Origin of the sequence: Bradyrhizobium sp. SZCCHNS2022 (assembly GCF_032377575.1) — a bacterium.
Classification (GTDB): domain Bacteria; phylum Pseudomonadota; class Alphaproteobacteria; order Rhizobiales; family Xanthobacteraceae; genus Bradyrhizobium; species Bradyrhizobium aeschynomenes.
In genome coordinates this window covers 4,323,652-4,340,370 of the sequence record NZ_JAUHHZ010000001.1, presented here as the reverse complement: position 1 = coordinate 4,340,370, position 16,719 = coordinate 4,323,652, and the positions used below count along the sequence as shown (strand labels likewise).

The following is a 16,719-nucleotide window of genomic DNA, read 5'->3' as shown; positions in this document are numbered from 1 at the left end:
GTGGTTTCCTCCGTGTTTTCTGTTGTTCGCCGGCGTCAGGCTTTTGGCAGCCAGTCGATGTCGGAGAAGCCACGGTTGATGTAGCCGCCATGCTCGGCGGAGGAGCCCTCGTAGCCGAACTTCGGCCAGAGCTCCTTCTGATTGTAGAGCGACACCACGAGGTCGCCGCGCAGCGTCTTGAAGAAGGTGGTCTGCTCGATACCCACAAGCAGTGCGACGCGATCGACCTCCCACGGCACCTGCGCATACGGCACCTTGTGGCGATCTTTCGCATCCTGGTCGAGGCGGGCAATGCCGTCGGTGATCATCGCCTTGACGGCGGCGTCTTCGGCGGCCTTGCCGTCCCATGGCTTGACCGCGACGATGTAGTAGCGGTCGGCGAGGAAGTCGTGCGGGTAGATGTCGCGCGCGACCTTCACCAGGGTCTTCAGGGTCGCCGGCGTCAGCGCTTTCGCATCCTCGGCCCAGGCGTCGGTGATCCCCAGACCCGTCGCAGAGGCGACGGCTGCGGCCGGCACGGTCGAGGCCGCGCCCTTGAGAAAGACGCGGCGGTCGTATTTGTTGCGGCGGTCGACTTCTCTCATTGGACTTTCCTCCGTGATTTCTGATTTTGTATCGTCGTCGTTCAGCGGCTCAGCCGAAGCGGCCGCCGCGCTGGATCACCTCGATCTTGTAGCCGTCGGGATCGCTGACGAAGAAGAAGCGCGCCAGCGTCGCGCCATTGTGCTTGAAGTCGCGCAGCGGACCGGGCGCGAGGTTCTCGCGCTCGAAGCGGGCGTGCTCGGCATCGACATCGTCGACCACGACCGCGAGATGGCCGTAGCCGTCGCCGAGCGTATAGGGCTCCTTGCGGTCGAAGTTGACGGTGAGCTCGACCTCGAACGGCGAGGAGGGATGGCGCAGATAGATCAGTGCGAAGCCGTCGAAGCGAAGATTGTCGGCGATCTCCAGGCCAAAGGCGCGCTTGTAGAAGTCCAGCGCCTTGGCCTCGTCGAAGACGCGGATCATCGAGTGAACGGGCTTGGCCATCTCAATTGTCCTTCAGGTAGTTGATGATCGCGGCGCGTATGTCGGGCTTGGCCTGGCGATAGGCCATGACGGCGCCGGGGATCAGCTCTTGCGGGTTGGTCAGCCAGGCGTCGAGCTTGGCCTCGTCCCAGGTGAAGTCGGCTTTCGCGAAGCCGGCGGAATAGCGGAAGCCTTCGATGGAACCGGCACGGCGACCGACGATCTTCGACAGCGGCGGTCCCTGTCGCATCGGCTCTGTGCTGCTCAGCGTGTGGCAGACACCGCATTGCTGCTTGAACAAAGTGGCGCCATCGGCGGGCTTGGGCGAGGGCAGTGCCATCTGCGCGGAGGCGATCGTGGTGCCGAGCACCGCGCTGCAAAACAGCCCGACAAAAACAGGCGCAAGCCGCGCCGCACGCCATCCCGACATCGATCCTCGCTCTCGTTTTTTCTGAGAGTAGGTCGCAGCCGATGTGGCGTGGTAGTAGCCGGCTGTTTCAGCGAGAACAAAGCAGGCGCGGGTCGTTGCAGCGCGGGAGGTGAGTCAGCAATGCAGACTCATTGTTCTGTCATCAGTCGTGCGACGTGTTACGGGCGGCTCTGTACGAACCTATCTTCAGCGCCACACCCATCGTCATTCCGGGGCAAGGCCGCAGGCCTTGAACCCGGAATCCCGGGCTTGGCTTGCTTTCGTTTTCAATAAGATTGAGATTCCGGGTTCAATCGCCGATGCGCAACGCGCATCGACGATTGCCCCGGAATGACGGGGTGGGTGACAAGCAGGCGGCCGGCCAACTAATCGTCGAAACGCCGTGCGCCGCGGCCGGCCTTGACATCGCTGCGGAGCTTCTTGCCTTCGAGGCGGCGCTGCTTGGAGCCGAAGGTCGGCTTGGTCGGCCGCCGCACCTTTGGCCGCACCATCGCCTCCCTCAACAACGTGACGAGCCGCTCGATCGCATCGGCCTTGTTGCGCTCCTGGGTCCGGAAGCGCTCGGCCTGGATCACGATGACGCCGTTCTTGGTCATGCGCTGACCGGCGAGCCGGACGAGCCGTGCAGCGGCGTCCTCCGGCAGCGTGATGCGGCTGGTGTCGAAGCGCAGCTGCGCCGAGGTCGACAGCTTGTTGACGTTCTGGCCACCAGGCCCGGAGGCGCGGACGAACGAGATCTCGATGTCGTTCTCGTCGATGGCAAGGTCGCGGGAAATCCGCAGCATGGGGCACCAGGGGATTCGAGGCTTTCGTGGGCACCATAGCGGGTTTAGGCGAGGTGTGCGCGGGCCTCTGTGCCGACAATCGCATCGTGCGATACAGCGCCCTCTCCCCTTGTGGGAGAAGGGCATGTACGGCCTATCCGCGCGCTTGGTCGGGTGAGGGGTTTCTCTCAACGAACCACGCTCGTGGAGAGAGACCCCTCACCCGATCGAGCTCTTGGCGTCTTCCTTGGGCCCTCTCCCACAAGGGGAGAGGGCTCAGTCATAGGCAGCGCCTTGTTCACGATCAGCGCCGCAGCGGGCGGCCCGGATCGGCGCCACGCCGCGCTCCGCGCGTCGCGGCTTGTCCGGGACGACAGCGGTGGGGGTGGCGGACTTCACGGTTCAAACAGCTGGTGGATGGGCCAAGGACACGGCTGAGCTGGGGACACAGCTTCGCTCTCTCGCGGCACGCATGCCCGAGGCTTGCATCGTCGTGGCCCTCGCAAGCATGCAGAGGGCGCGGGGAATGCCGGGCGCTGGCCGCACCCATGGCCCGCCTGCGAAAAAAATGCAGGCGGCAGGAACCACAGGTTCAGCCGAGACATCCCGGCATTCCCCGCGCGATGGTCTTCACGCTTATACGCAGTCTCCCTGGTGCCCGGCTCGTTGGCCACCATGCCGCAACAATGCTCGCGCATTGCGCTGTCGACACCAGCTTCGGGGTGTCAGGACGCTGCGACTTCACGTCCGCGAGCGATCGTTCGTCCGCGCCCTCGTTGCCGAGGGACGCTGCGATCTCTCGCGGCCATCGCATCCCCGCCTCGCGTGTCGTGACGATCGCGCGCAACGCCCCATCTGCTTGAGGCGGGATGCGGGGAGATGATCATGATTTCAGAAAAATAGCAAGCAGATTATTTTTATCAGAAGTCGTGCTCAGGCCTCCGCTGTCGTCCCGGCCTTGCGCCGGGACCCATACTCCGCGGCGGACCTGGTGGGCAAAGGGCCAACGATTGGCGTGCCTCAAACCCCTCCCTGGGGGTATGGGTCCCGGCGCGAGGCCGGGACGACACCGTTTGTGCTGTGGCAGCTGTGGTCAACCGCACCGAGGTGTGATGCGGCGCCGCCCCGCTCAGTTCGTCTTGGTCACTGGCGCCGTGACCGGGGCTTGCGCCGGCTCGGCAGCGGCCTGCGGGGTGCGGCCGACGACGGCGGTCAAGAGGCCCTGGCTCCAGAGCTGCTTGGCGGCTTTCTTCGCATCCTCCAGCGTCACCGCGTTGACGATCTCGCTGCGCTTCTCGATGTAGTCGATCGGCATCTTGTCGAGCTGATATTGCAGCATCGCCTGGGCGAGCTTGGAGGAGGTGTCGAGCGCAAGCATCTGCGAGCCGTTGATGTAGGACTTGGCCTCGTCGAGCTCCTGCTGGGTCGGGCCTTCCTCGGCGATGCGGCGGATCTCGCCCTCGACGGCTGCGATGGTCTCGCCGGCGCGGTCGAAGCGGGTCGCCGTGTTGCCGATGAACAGCGCCGAATGATCCATCCACAACAGCGCGTCATAGACGGAATAGGCCAGGCCGCGCTTCTCGCGCACCTCCTTGTACAGCCGCGACGACAGGCCGCCGCCGCCGAGGATGTGGTTGACCACATAGGCCGCCATGAAGTTCGGGTCGTGGCGGCGGATGCCGGGGCCGCCGAAGGTGATCACGGTCTGCGGCACGGCGAGCGGCACGTACACGCTGCGCGGCGGCTTGGTGGCGACGACGTCGGGCACCGGCGTCAACGTCGCCTTGGCCGGGAGGGCGCCGAACGTCTGGTCCAGCAGCTTGCCGAGCGTCGCCGGATCGACGTCGCCGACGACGGCGACCTTCAGCGTGTCCTTGGCGAGGATGCGCCGGGTGTAGTCCTTGAGGTCGTCGACCGTGATGGTCGGCACGCTCTCCAGCGTGCCGTTGGAGGGCCGGCCATAGGGATGATCGGGGAAGGCGAGCTCGAGGAATTTGCGGCCTGCCAGCGAGCTCGGATTGGTGGTCTCGCGGCGCAGGCCCGACAGCACCTGCGAGCGGATGCGCTCGACATCGGCGCTGTCGAAATGCGGCGAGGTCAGCGCGGTGCGCAGCAGCTCGAACGCCTCGTCCTTGTTGTCGCGCAACATGCGCAGCGAGCCGCGGAACTGGTCGCGCGACACCTGGAACGACAGCTCGATGGCGCGGCGATCGAGCCGCTCGTGGAAGGTCTTGGAGTCGAGATCACCGGAGCCTTCGTCGAGCAGATCGGCCACGAGGTTGCCGACGCCGGGCTTGCCCTGGGGGTCCTGCGAGGCGCCGCCCTGGAAGGCGTATTCCATCGCGATCAGCGGCACGGTGGCATCCTGCACGAACCAGGCTTCGATGCCGCCGGGCGAGACCAGGCGCTGGATCTTGGTCGCGGCCTGGGCGGCCGGAGCGAGCGTCAGCGCTGCTGCGGCGACGGTGAGCGCGCAGGCGAAGCGGCGGGCGAAGGTCATTGGGTGCATCACGACCGCTTCTCCTCGCGCTTGGCGGCATTGTCCTTGATCAGATAGCCGGTGACCGATCGCTTCTTGTCGAGCCATTTTTGCGCGGCGGCGCGGACCTGCTCGGCCGTCACGGCGCGGATGCGATCCGGCCAGCTTCTGATATCCTCGATGCTCAGCCCCGTGGTGAGGCCGCCGCCGTACCAGCGCGCCATGGTGGCCTGGTTGTCCTGGGCGTAGATCGCTTCCGCAATCAGCTGCGTCTTGACGCGTTCGAGATCGGAGGCCGGCACGGGGTTCTGCGCGATCTCGGCGATGACGCTGTCGACCACGGCCTCGACCTGGGCGAACTCGACGCCGGGCCGCGGCGCGACCGCAACCGAGAACTGGCTGGGATCGAGCGAGGTGCCCTGATAGGACGCGTTGGCATTGATCGCGAGCGGCTTGTCGACGACGAGCGCGCGATAGAGATAGGAGTTGCTGCCGCTGCCCATCAGCTGCGCCAGCACGTCGAGCGCAGCGGATTCGCCGGGCGCGGCCGTCGTCGCCGAGGGCACCAGGTAGAAGCGGCGCATCGAGGGCTGCTCGACATGCGGATCGGCCAGCGTGACGGTGCGCGGCGCCACCGGCTCGGGCTCCTGCGGCCGCAGGCGGCGCGCGGGAATGTCCGGCTGCGCGGGGATCTTGGCGAAGGTCTGCTCGACCAGCGGCCGCACCTCCTTCACGTCAGTGTCGCCGGCGATCACCAGGATTGCGTTGTTGGGGGCGTAGAAGCGGCGATAGAAGGCGAGCGCGTCCTCGCGGCTGAGCTTCTCGATCTCCGGCTTCCAGCCGATCACCGGCCGGCCATAGGGATGGTTGACGTAGAGCGCCGCCATGACCTGCTCGTTGAGACGGGCTTCCGGCGAGTTGGCGACGCGCATGTTGTACTCTTCGAGCACGACGTCGCGCTCGGGCAGCACGTTCTCGTCCTTCAGCACCAGGCCGGTCATGCGGTCGGCCTCGAACTCCATCATCTTCGGCAGCTGGCTGCGCGGCACGCGCTGGAAGTATCCGGTGTAGTCGACCGAGGTGAAGGCGTTCTCGTTGCCGCCGATCTTCAGCACGGTCTTGGAGAACTCGCCGGCGGGATGCTTCTCGGTGCCCTTGAACATCAGGTGCTCGAGGAAATGCGCCAGCCCGGATTTGCCGGGCGTCTCGTCGGCCGAGCCGACCTTGTACCAGATCATCTGGGTGACCACCGGCGTGCGGTGATCCTGGATCACGACGACCTGAAGGCCGTTGGGCAGGGTAAAGCTGGCGGGGGGCTCGGAGGCGAACGTCGTTTGCGCCGAAGCGCCGGCCGTGAACGCGAGGAGGGAGACGAGTGCGGCGGCGACAGGGATGAACCGGTGCGAGGACATCATGATCCTTCTGAAGGCCCGCAAGCGCGGGGCAATCGGGTTTGAGCGCAGCATGCTACACCGCGCGGGACGGAGCCCGGCGTCACAAAACGGCGACATGGTGCCGCCGCAAGACATTAAATTTCGCTAACGCCGGCAAGGCCGGCAATTCCCGGATGGCGCCGGCAAGCAGATGCCGTCACCGTTCCTTGCCGGTCATGACGTCGAGCTGCTTGCCGCCGATCGGTTCCTGCGAGCCGCCGGTGCCGTACGCATAGCTCGGGGACGGAGTCTGGTAGCCGGGCGGCGGCTGGGTCAGAGTTTCGCGCTGCGGCTCGCTGGTGAACTGCTTGGTCTCGGCGTCATTGCCCTTGAACAGGCCGAACAGCGTGCCCTTGAAGCCGAGCTGCGACGGGCTCATCATCGGGTTGTTGGTGATGCCGGGCTGAACCGGCTCGGTCTGCTTCGCTGCCGCCGTCCGGCCGGCGCGCATCTCGGCCGGCGTCAGCGGACGCGCGGCGACGGCCGGATCCTTGTTTTCCTTCTTGCGCGCGGCTGCGGCCGCGCGGCGGCGCTGCTCGTCGGGGTCCTTCGGCCAGTTCGGCGCAGTGGCCTGGGCGGCCGCGGCCGGCGGCGGCAGGTCGAGCTTGGGCGGCACCACCAACGGCGAGCGCTCGCGGTAGTCGATCGTCGGCGTCTCCATGTTGGTGCCGCCAAGGCCGCGCATCAGGTTGTCGATGATCTTCTCTTCGAAGGTCTTGTCGTCCTCTTCGTCCTCCTGGGCACGGGCCGTGCCCGCGGCCATCACCAGGCCGATGCCGAGCGCGACGGCCGACAGCCGCAGGGTACGAAGGGCCGCGTGGGTCACGATCCGGCTGCTGACTTCGGTCTTGCGCATGGCTTTCCCTGTCCTCGCTTGTCCAGTGCTCGTGCTCCGGCGAACCGGCTGCGATTCCGCCGGCTTGGACCCTCGCGACGTGCGGGCCGTCCGGTCACCGTGCTGATCGCAAAAACGTGAAATACGTCAGGCTCTTGACCCAAGACCGGCATCGGTCGGTATCGACCCCGATCAGGGCGCTTTTGCGGCATGAGCCCCGAAGAAGGAGTCATACAGCAGGGCCGCCACCCCGGCAACGATGGCCACGTCGGCCAGGTTGAAGATGTACCAATTGTAAACGGTGCCGCCGATCTCGATGTGAAACAGCGCGAAATCGACCACCGCGCCATAGGCCAGCCGATCGATGCCGTTGCCGATCGCGCCGCCGATGATCATGCCGAGGGCGATGGTGGCGAGCTTCGTCTCCGAGCGCGCCATCCAGACCCCCAGCAGCACCACCGCCACCGCCTTCACCGCCATCAGGGCATATTGGGCCAGCACACTCTCGTTCTGCAGCCAGCCGAAGCTGATGCCGATGTTCCAGGCGAGGTAGAGGTCGAAAAACGGGGTGACCTTCACCGTGCCGCGGTTGGCGAGGTCGAACACATACAGGAGCCACAGCTTGCAGGCCTGGTCGATGACCAGGGTGGCGAACCCCGCGATGAGGCCGAGGCGGAGGCGGGGGGTCATGCGATCCGCGCGATCATGCCGGGATGCCTGCGGCACCCACAGCCGTCGTCCCGGCGAACGCCGGGACCCCCGCGCGAGCGCGTCAGCGCTCGTCGCGTGCCGCGGACGGCCAGTTGGTGGAAAGGACTCGAAGTCATCAGTCTTTGCTTAACACGATGGCCGGTGGCTATGGGTCCCGGCCTTCGCCGGGACGACGGCGGAGTGTGACACACGATCGCGGATCACACGCCCACCCCGAGCGCCTTCCATTCGCGCAGCGCCTGGGCGTCGCGCGGGGAGACGTCGGGATATTCGGCGTCCTCGCCGACGCTCTCCAGGATCTTCCAGGAGCGGGCGCACTTCTTGCCGACGGCTTTCTCCACCACGACGGCCACGCCCGGCACCGCATCGAGCCGGAAGGCATCGGCCGGGGCGTCACCCTCGCGGACCTCGTAGTTCGAGGTGATGCAGATTTCTGCGAGATCGGCATCGAACAAGGTCCCGAGCAGGGCGCGGTCGGCGACATAGATGATCGGCGACGCCTCGAGCGAGGAGCCGATGGTCTTGGCCGCGCGGGCAAGCTCCAGCGCGCCGGTGACGACGCGACGGACGTTGCGGATCGTCTCCCACTTCGCGGCGAGCGCATCGTCGCGATAGCCATCCATCGCGTCCGGGAACAGCGTCAGGTGCACCGACGGCTCGGCGTCGGGGCGATACATGCGCCACGCCTCGTCTGTCGTGAACGACAGCACCGGCGCCAGCCATTTCAGGATAGCGTCGCAGATCAGGTCGATCGCGGTCAGCGCGGCCTTGCGCGCCACCGAGGACGGCGGGTCGCAATACAGCGTATCCTTGCGGATGTCGAAATAGAACGCCGACAGCTCGGTGTTCATGAACGCCGCGAGCGAGGCGATCACCGTCTTGTAGTCGAAGGCGGCATAGGCGCGGCGGATCACCTCGGCCTGCTGCGAGAGCTGATGCAGCATCAGCCGCTCCAGCTCCGGCATGTCGGCGAACGCGACGGCGTCGCTGCGCTTGTAGTGGTGCAGGGTGCCGAGCATCCAGCGGATGCTGTTGCGCAGCTTGCGGTAGGTCTCGATGGTGTTCTTCAGGATCTCCGGGCCGATGCGCTGGTCGTCGGCGTAGTCGGTGGCGCAGACCCAGAGGCGCAGGATGTCGGCGCCGGAATCCTTGATCACCTTCTGCGGCTCGACGGTGTTGCCGAGCGACTTCGACATCTTGCGGCCGTTCTCGTCGAGCGTGAAGCCGTGCGTCAGCACGACGTCATACGGCGCGCGGCCGCGCGTGCCGCAGCTCTCCAGCAGCGACGAATGGAACCAGCCGCGATGCTGATCGCTGCCTTCGAGATACATCACCGTATCCTGGCCGCCATCGACCTTGCGCCTGATGCCGGCAAGGCCGGGGAAGTGCACGGGGTCTTCGAGCACGAAGGCGTGGGTCGAGCCGGAGTCGAACCAGACGTCGCAGATGTCGTCGACCTTCTTCCAGTCCTCGTTGGCGCGGGACCCGAGGAAGCGCTCGCGCGCGCCGTCGGCGTACCAGGCGTCGGCGCCTTCCTTGGCAAAGGCGTCGGCGATGCGATTGTTGACCGCCTCGTCCTGCAGGATCTCGGCGGAGCCGTCGCCGGTCTCGCGCACGAACACGGCGATCGGCACGCCCCAGGCGCGCTGGCGCGAGATCACCCAGTCCGGGCGGTTGGCGATCATGCCGTTGATGCGGTTCTGGCCGGCGGCCGGCACCCATTGCGTGACCGAGATGGCGCGCAGCGCGCGGGCGCGCAGGGTGTCGCCGGACTTGGACTTGCCGTCGTCGGCAATATCCTTGTCCATCGCGATGAACCATTGCGGCGTGTTGCGGAAGATCACCGGCTTCTTGGAGCGCCAGGAATGCGGGTATTGATGCTTGAGGCGGCCGCGCGCGAGCAGCATGCCGTTGTCCGTCAGCGCCTTGATGACGGCCTCGTTGGCGTCGCCCTTCTCGCCCTTGTCGTTGATGACGCGCTTGCCGGTGAAGCCGGGGGCATGATCGGTCAGCGCGCCGTTCTCGTCGACGGTGTAGGGGATCGTGGTCGCGATGCCCCGGCCGTCGAGCTCGCGGGCATTCGCCATCCAGACATCAAAGTCCTCGCGGCCGTGGCCGGGGGCGGTGTGCACGAAGCCGGTGCCGGTGTCGTCGGTGACATGCTCGCCCGACAGCAGCGGCACGACGAAATTGTAGCCGCCGGCGAGGCCCTTGAACGGATGCGCGCATTCGACCGCATCCAGCGTGTCGCCGGGGATGTCGCGCAGCTTGGTGTAGGACGTCACGCGCGCCTGCTTGAACACGCTCTCGGCGAGCGCGTCGGCCAGGATCAGCTTGTCGCCGGTCTTCGCCCAATTGTCGGCGGGGGCGTCGGTGACCTCATAGAGGCCGTAGGCGATCTTGGGCGAGAACGAGATCGCGCGGTTGCCGGGCAGGGTCCACGGCGTGGTGGTCCAGATCACGACCGAGGCGCCCGCCAGTGCCCCATGCGCCGGCGAGGTCACCGGGAACTTCACCCACACCGTGTCGGACTGATAGTCCTCGTACTCGACCTCGGCCTCGGCCAGTGCGGTCTTTTCGACCACGCTCCACATCACCGGCTTGGAGCCGCGATACAGCGTGCCGTTGGCGGCGAACTTCATCAGCTCGCGCGCGATCTGCGCCTCGGCAGGATAGGTCATGGTGGCGTAGGGATGGTCCCAGTCGCCGATCACGCCGAGACGCTTGAACTCCTCGCGCTGCACGTTGAGCCAATGCTCGGCATAGGCGCGGCACTCCTTGCGGAACGCGACCATGGCGGTGCTGTCGCGGAAGTCGGGCTTGGTCTTGCCCTTCTTGCGGTAGTTCTCCTCCTCGATCTTCCACTCGATCGGCAGGCCGTGGCAGTCCCAGCCCGGCACGTAGTTGGAATCGTGGCCGAGCATCTGCTGGCTCTTGGTCACGACGTCCTTGAGGATCTTGTTGAGCGAATGCCCGATATGGATGTTGCCGTTGGCATAGGGCGGGCCGTCATGCAGGACGAATTTCGGTCGTCCCTTGGCGGTCGCGCGCAGCTTGCCGTAGAGGTCGATGTCGGACCAGTATTTCAGGATCTCCGGCTCGCGCTGCGGCAGGCCGGCGCGCATCGGGAATTCCGTTTGCGGCAGATAGAGGGTTTTGGAATAATCGGCGGCGTCGGACTTTTGCGGCTTCTCGGACATCGTGATCTGGCTTGATGAGCTGAACGGCTGAAAGGCGCGATTTCGATCGCGGGCGGCGGAACGAGCAGAGACATCCCGGTCTTGCGCCGAGCTCGAAAGCTCAGGCGGAAGCCGGGCCGCTAATGCCGATGGTGCGCCGTATCAACATGGGGCCTCCTCATAGCAGCCGGACCACGGAATCGCAAAGCGATCCTGCGGCATCAACGCTGCGGGGCAGTCTTTCAGCGTCATTCCGGGGCGATGCGAAGCATCGAACCCGGAATCTCGAGATTCCGGGTTCAGCCCTGGCGGGCTGCCCCGGAATGACGGCGGCGGTGGAGGATCAGCCGATGTCGCCAAGGCGGGGGAAGAGGCCGGGGTTCGCCGCCAGCAGGGCGCGCGCCTTGGCGCTGTCGTCGTCCATCTGCCGGATCAGGGCCTCGATGGAGGTGAACTTGGCCTCCTCGCGGATGAAGCCGATGAAGGCGACATCCAGGACCTCGCCATAGAGGCTGTCCTTGAAGTCGAACAGGAAGGTTTCGAGCAGCGGCGCGCCGTTGTCGAAGGTCGGGCGCCGGCCGAAATTGGCGACGCCGTCGATCAGCACCCGCTGAGCGCCGCGGCCGCGGCCGACCCGGACGGCATAGATGCCGTGGCGCAGCCCGCAATCGCGGTCGAGCCGCATGTTGGCGGTGGGGTAGCCGAGGTCGCGGCCGCGCTTTTCGCCGTGGATGACCTCCGAGGTGACGAACCAGGGGCCGCCGAGCATGGCGGTGGCTTCGGCGACCTGGCCTTCGGCCAGCGCCTCGCGAATCGCGGTCGACGACACCGGCCGCTCGTCGATGTCGACATGGGCTTGGACGTCGACCTCGATGCCGAGCTTGGGCGCCTGATTGGCGAGCAGGCTGGGCGAGCCCACCCGGCCCTTGCCGAAATGGAAGTCGTAGCCGACCGCGATGCCGGAGACGCCGAGCCGGCCGATCAGGTCATGGTGAATGAAGTCCTGCGCCGAGGTCTGGGCGCGGCCCTTGTCGAAGGTCATCACCACGGCACCCTGCAAGCCGGTTCCCGCCAGCAGCCGCAGCTTGGCGGCCTCGTCGGTGAGGCGGAATTGGGGGGTATTGGGGCTGAAGAAGCGCCGCGGATGCGGCTCGAAGGTCAGCGCGAGGGCCGGACGCCCCTTGGCCTTGCCCATCTCGATGGCGGCCTCGATCACGGCCCGGTGACCGAGATGAACGCCGTCGAAATTTCCCATCGCCACCACCGCGCCCTTGAGGATGTCCTGTGGCGGGGTGGAATCGCGGATGATCTGAAAAGCGCACATGTCGTGGAAATATCTCGCAGATTTCAGCAGGCCGTCAGCCGGCGGACGTTGCCGTCGACCGTGGGCGGCCGGCCTGCCGAAGTCAAGCCGAAGGGGTTCCCCGGCTCATGCAGTGCAGCATCCGCGACATGCAGCCGCGGCGCAGTTAACGCGCTGTTTAACGGCTGATGCTACTCCTGAGCCCGGATGGCGGAGGTCGTTCAAGGCCTGAGCCGAAAGAGCGTTTGGTAACAGTCTGCGCGTTGCGTACGCGTCTGGGGGAGTCAAGATGGCGGTTGATTTGACGATGCCGGTGCTCGTCGTCGACGATTACAGCACCATGATCCGTATCATCAGGAATCTTCTGAAGCAGATCGGGTTCGAGGACATCGACGACGCGAGCGACGGCTCGATGGCCCTGAACAAGATGCGCGCCAAGAAATACGGTCTCGTGATCTCCGACTGGAACATGGAGCCGATGACCGGCTACGACCTGCTCCGCGAGGTCCGCGCCGATCCGAACCTGGCGACCACGCCGTTCATCATGATCACGGCGGAATCCAAGACCGAGAACGTGATCGCCGCCAAGAAGGCCGGCGTCAACAACTACATCGTCAAGCCGTTCAACGCCGCGACCCTGAAGACCAAGATCGACGCCGTCTTCCCGGACATGGCGACGGCCTGAAAGCGGCCTGATGGTTCTAAGCTGAAAGACGCCCGGCACTCAGCCGGGCGTTTTTCGTTTGCGGGCGTTCACCACTTCAGTTCGCGCATCAAGGCGCGGGGCGGGTGGCCGAACAACTCCTTGACCGAGGCCGGATCGAGCTGGTCGATGCCGGCGAACTCCTCGGAATGGATCCCGCGGGTGACGAACAGGCAGTCGATGCCGAAGCCGTGCGCGCCGGCGAGATCGGTGCGGACGGAGTCGCCGATCGCCAGCACCTCCTCGCGCGCCACCTTCCGGCCGGCATGCTGCTCGGCCAGCTGCATCGCGCGTTCGTAGATCGGCCGGTGCGGCTTGCCGTAGAAGATCACCTCGCCGCCGAGCTCGCGGTACAGCTCGGCGATGGCGCCGGCGCAATAGATCAGCCGGTCGCCGCGCTCGACCACGATGTCCGGGTTGGCGCAGATCAGCGGCAGCTTGCGCTCGCGCGCCTGCAGCAGCATCGGCCGGTAATCCTCGGCCGTCTCGGTCTCGTCATCATAGAGGCCGGTGCAGATGATGTAGGAGGCCTCCTCCAGCGGCGACAGCGCCAGGTCGAGGCCGCGATGGATCGAGTTGTCGCGCTCGGGGCCGAGCCAGAACACCTTGCCGCCCGGATGGTCGGCGACGTAGTGGCGCGTCAGGTCGCCGGAGGAGACGATGGCGCTGTAGACCTCGTCGGCGACGCCGAGCTTGCGCAGCTGCCGCTGCACCGAATCGGCCGGCCGCGGGGCATTGGTGATCAGGATCACCGTACCGCCTTCGTGCTTGAAGCGATGCAGCGCCTCGCAGGCCTCGGGGAAGGACTCCAGCCCGTTATGGACCACGCCCCAGATGTCGCTCAGCAGCACCCGCTTGCGGCCGACCACATCGCGCAGCCGCTCCTCGAATCGCAAGGCGGTCATGGCAGGCGTCGCAGGTCAGATGGACCCGGCGATGCGGCGAGCCAGCGCGGCGTTGCCGCTGCGCGTCGCTGCGTTGGTGTTCGACACGTCCAGGGAGGTGGGGCCGGCGGCATTGGGGTCCTGAATCTTGATGTCCTGCCCGCCCGCAGGGCCGGCGGCGGCCTCGCCGGTAGCAGATGCGCCCTCGGGTCGCAATGGGCGGGGCGGCGCGAACAGGAAGCCCTGGCCGAAGCGGACGTCGTAGTCGAGCAGGTCGACGACGCTGCTCTCGCCTTCGATCCGCTCGGCGATCAGGTCGATGCCGAAACGGCCCAGGAGGTCGGACAGATCGGTCGGATGGATGTCTGAGACCGAGCTCTGCTTGGGGTCGAGCAGCAGCGCGGCGGGCACCTTGATGAAGCGGACGCCGCGATCGGCGAGCTCGCGCGGTTCGAAGCGCAGGTCGGTGACGTGGTCGATCGAGAAGCGGTAGCCGCGCTGCGCCAGCGCCGCGAGATGCTCGGTCTCGGTCGGGCCCAGGCTGCGCAAGGTCGACTGCTTGAACTCGAGCACGAAGGAGGGGGCCAGCGCCCGGTTGGCTTCGAGGAAGTCGAGACACTGCGAGAAATTCGCGGGGCTGCTCAGGGTGGCCGACGAGATGTTGCAGAAGATGCCGACGTCCTTGTTGCGCACCATCAGGCGGCGCAGCACCTGGACGCAGCGAAGCAGCACCATGTGGTCGATGCGCCCGACCAGGCCCGCGGCTTCCGCGATGCTGATGAAGTCCTCGGCCGCGACCACCTGGTCGCGCTCGTCGCGCAGCCGCGTCACCGCCTCGTAGAAGCGCACCTTGCGCTGGGGCAGCGTCACCAACGGCTGCAGGTAGATGTCGAGGCGGTTGTCCTCGATCGCGCCCTTGACGGCCGCGAGGATCTGCTGCTGGCTGCGCGGCGCCGCGGGAGCCACGGGCGCGGAGTTCGCAATCGTGGCCGGCGCGGTGGGCACGGGCTGGGCGATCGGTGCCCTCGCCATGGGCGCTGGCGCCGGTGCTGCGCTGAACGTCCCCGTCGCCTCCCGCGCCTTGAGCTCCGGGCTGGCAGATGGTGCAGGCTTGGCTTCCGGGACAATGGCGGATGTTGGCGGCACAACGACGGGAGCCGTGACATCGCGAGCAGCCGCAACCGTGCTGTCGGCGCCGCTCGCCGCGGCCTGCGGGATGGCGGCGATCAGGTCCTCGTGCTGGGCGACGGTGACCGCGAGCTGCTTCATCAGTCCGCCCAGCTCGTTGATCTCACCGATCACGCCCTGCAGCCGATCGGCGCTGACCGAGCTCGACGACACCATGCGTCCTTCGATCGCCGACAGCCGCCGGCCGAACTCGGCGACCTGGCGCGCGAGATCCGCCGTGCCGCGCGACAGATCCGCGATCTGGCCGCCGACGTCGGAGCGGTCGCGCAGCCGCATCGACACGGCGTTGTAGAGGATGAGGAAGGTGAGCGCGGCCAGTGAGACGATCGCGGATTCCGAGCCACTGATGCCGGCCATCGAATACAGGATCAGGCCCAGCGACGCTGCAACCAGAACCATGCAGATGGCAATGAAAATCGTGGAGATACGGATCATGCTGCGCGACGCTCCCAACCGAACACAACCTTAGCACTTCTGTTGATTCGCGAGGATAGTCGGCAGGATTCAAATACCGGGCGAGGCCGACGATTTCCGCTCCGCGTGTCATTTACGCAAATTCGCATGACAAAGCGGAGTGTCATCGTAGTGCCGCGTCCCGTAGAACAACGGTGACGGCCGTCGTGGCGGGAAACGTCGCGACACAAGGGCGTCCTGAGGCACGAATGTCGTCGTTGGAAACTGATCAGCTCAGACAATGCGCCGGCGACGAGCGAGGTGGGACGTCATGTCGGCGTCACATCTCGTGCTGTCACGTCTGGTGATGGCGCCGCCGGCGCAACGCGGCGACGCCCAGCAGCAGCGCCGCGACGGCGACGCCCACGGGAACGTTGACCCGGCCAAGGCCGCGCGCGTGATTCGTCGATGCAGCCGAGGGGGCGAGCGGAATCGTGTCGGGATCGATTTCGTCGGCATCGGGCTGCCGCGCCACCGGCGCCGCAATCGCGACGCGCAGCCGGCTGGACAGCGAAGGGTAATGCGGCGTCGGGCTGCGGAGCTTGACGGCGGCGACGACCGCAGAGATCACCGCCAGCGCGACGAGGATGCCGCCGACCACCGCAAACGCCGTGAACAGGCCGTAGCTCATTTCCACCCAGCGGAACAAGGCGGTCAGTCCGACGATGCAGGCCGCGATCAGGAAAATGCCAGCCGTGGCGAACAGCCCGGCCGCGACCGCGTAGGAGGTCACCGTGCCCGTCGCCTGCCGCGCGCGGTCGCGCATGTAGGCCTGGGTGGCGCGCTTGACGCGGTTCAGCCTCTGCTCGAGGCCCAATTGCAGGAGCTCTCCTGGCGGTGCGAGCATGCGCGTCCTCCGAAACGTCGTTGCCGCGCGCGAACCGCCGGCTCGCGACATGAACGTGGAGGATTTGCGAAGGTTCCCTACGAGCTAACCCTGCAAATGGGTCGTCGCCAGCTCGCCAGGGCTCACTGGTGTCGAGTTGGCCTTCGATTGGCGTTACTTGAATTTCACGGCTGAGATTTGCCAGTGCTTGCACCGGTCGTATCATCCTGGCCGCCGGCGAAACTCTCTCCGCTCCCTCCCCCCTTGTGGCCGCAGGCGCGATCGACGATGACTTGGCGGATGGCTTCAACAACGCCCTCAAGGTTTGAGATCACCTGCGCGTTCGTGAAGCGAAGAACTGTAAATCCCTCGGTAGCGAAAAACTCGTCGCGCTTGACATCTTTTGCTTGCCACTCGGCGAAATCGTGTGACTCGCCATCGAGCTCGATCACGAGCTTTGCCGAGAAGCAGACGAAGTCCACGATGTAGTTCTGGGATTGGTACCTGACGGCGAAAGCTCATG

Annotated in this window: 15 protein-coding genes; 1 reads left to right on the top strand and 14 read right to left on the bottom strand. The window is 66.2% G+C overall.

Translation table 11 applies throughout. The annotated features are described in order from the left end of the window. Nucleotides 1-35 precede the first annotated feature (35 nt). The 10 genes from QXZ94_RS19510 to QXZ94_RS19465 all read right to left on the bottom strand — a co-directional run bounded on the left by QXZ94_RS19510 (nt 36) and on the right by QXZ94_RS19465 (nt 12,163). Nucleotides 36-584 (bottom strand): gluconate 2-dehydrogenase subunit 3 family protein, encoded by a 549-nt coding sequence (locus QXZ94_RS19510; protein ID WP_172112454.1) that lies wholly within the window; start codon nt 582-584, stop codon nt 36-38. A gap of 49 nt (nt 585-633) precedes the next feature. Then, nucleotides 634-1,029: a VOC family protein gene (locus QXZ94_RS19505; protein ID WP_006610406.1), complete on the bottom strand. Its 396-nt coding sequence runs from the start codon at nt 1,027-1,029 to the stop codon at nt 634-636. A 1-nt stretch (nt 1,030) separates the two neighbouring features. After that, on the bottom strand, nt 1,031-1,348 hold the full coding sequence (locus tag QXZ94_RS19500) for a c-type cytochrome (RefSeq protein ID WP_315726385.1): 318 nt from the start codon (nt 1,346-1,348) through the stop codon (nt 1,031-1,033). Nucleotides 1,349-1,803: 455 nt separating this feature from the next. Next, complete coding sequence (arfB, locus tag QXZ94_RS19495) at nt 1,804-2,223, bottom strand: alternative ribosome rescue aminoacyl-tRNA hydrolase ArfB (protein WP_172132286.1); 420 nt, start codon at nt 2,221-2,223, stop codon at nt 1,804-1,806. A 1,108-nt stretch (nt 2,224-3,331) separates the two neighbouring features. Further along, nucleotides 3,332-4,711 (bottom strand): M16 family metallopeptidase, encoded by a 1,380-nt coding sequence (locus QXZ94_RS19490; RefSeq protein ID WP_172132403.1) that lies wholly within the window; start codon nt 4,709-4,711, stop codon nt 3,332-3,334. Continuing rightward, the gene (locus QXZ94_RS19485; RefSeq protein ID WP_315721777.1) at nt 4,711-6,096 is read right to left on the bottom strand and encodes a pitrilysin family protein; all 1,386 of its coding nucleotides are present in this window, start codon (nt 6,094-6,096) and stop codon (nt 4,711-4,713) included. The genes QXZ94_RS19490 and QXZ94_RS19485 overlap by 1 nt, the downstream gene beginning before the upstream one ends. A 175-nt stretch (nt 6,097-6,271) precedes the next feature. Next, nucleotides 6,272-6,970: a hypothetical protein gene (locus QXZ94_RS19480; protein WP_315721776.1), complete on the bottom strand. Its 699-nt coding sequence runs from the start codon at nt 6,968-6,970 to the stop codon at nt 6,272-6,274. A gap of 171 nt (nt 6,971-7,141) precedes the next feature. After that, nucleotides 7,142-7,639 carry a signal peptidase II gene (gene lspA / locus QXZ94_RS19475; protein WP_315721775.1) on the bottom strand — a complete coding sequence of 166 codons (498 nt, stop codon included), beginning with the start codon at nt 7,637-7,639 and terminating at the stop codon, nt 7,142-7,144. Nucleotides 7,640-7,860: 221 nt separating this feature from the next. Beyond that, nucleotides 7,861-10,860, bottom strand: coding sequence for an isoleucine--tRNA ligase (gene ileS / locus QXZ94_RS19470; RefSeq protein ID WP_315721773.1), 3,000 nt, complete (start codon nt 10,858-10,860; stop codon nt 7,861-7,863). A gap of 322 nt (nt 10,861-11,182) precedes the next feature. Beyond that, on the bottom strand, nt 11,183-12,163 hold the full coding sequence (locus tag QXZ94_RS19465) for a bifunctional riboflavin kinase/FAD synthetase (RefSeq protein WP_315721772.1): 981 nt from the start codon (nt 12,161-12,163) through the stop codon (nt 11,183-11,185). 268 nt (nt 12,164-12,431) lie between these two features. Between QXZ94_RS19465 and QXZ94_RS19460 the strand changes: the two genes are divergently transcribed. Continuing rightward, a complete protein-coding gene (locus QXZ94_RS19460; RefSeq protein ID WP_006613531.1) occupies nt 12,432-12,827 on the top strand; it encodes a response regulator in 396 nt (131 codons plus the stop codon). Nucleotides 12,828-12,895: 68 nt separating this feature from the next. Here QXZ94_RS19460 and QXZ94_RS19455 read toward each other — a convergent pair whose 3' ends face one another. The 4 genes from QXZ94_RS19455 to QXZ94_RS19440 all read right to left on the bottom strand — a co-directional run bounded on the left by QXZ94_RS19455 (nt 12,896) and on the right by QXZ94_RS19440 (nt 16,678). After that, entirely contained in the window at nt 12,896-13,750 is an 855-nt protein-coding gene (locus QXZ94_RS19455) for a TIGR01459 family HAD-type hydrolase (protein WP_315721771.1), read from the bottom strand. A 15-nt stretch (nt 13,751-13,765) separates the two neighbouring features. Next, nucleotides 13,766-15,352, bottom strand: a complete 1,587-nt coding sequence (locus tag QXZ94_RS19450; RefSeq protein WP_315721770.1) for an EAL domain-containing protein — start codon at nt 15,350-15,352, stop codon at nt 13,766-13,768. Nucleotides 15,353-15,665: 313 nt separating this feature from the next. Next, on the bottom strand, nt 15,666-16,217 hold the full coding sequence (locus tag QXZ94_RS19445; protein ID WP_315721769.1) for a phage holin family protein: 552 nt from the start codon (nt 16,215-16,217) through the stop codon (nt 15,666-15,668). 164 nt (nt 16,218-16,381) lie between these two features. Further along, entirely contained in the window at nt 16,382-16,678 is a 297-nt protein-coding gene (locus QXZ94_RS19440) for an endonuclease domain-containing protein (protein WP_315721768.1), read from the bottom strand. Nucleotides 16,679-16,719 lie beyond the last annotated feature (41 nt).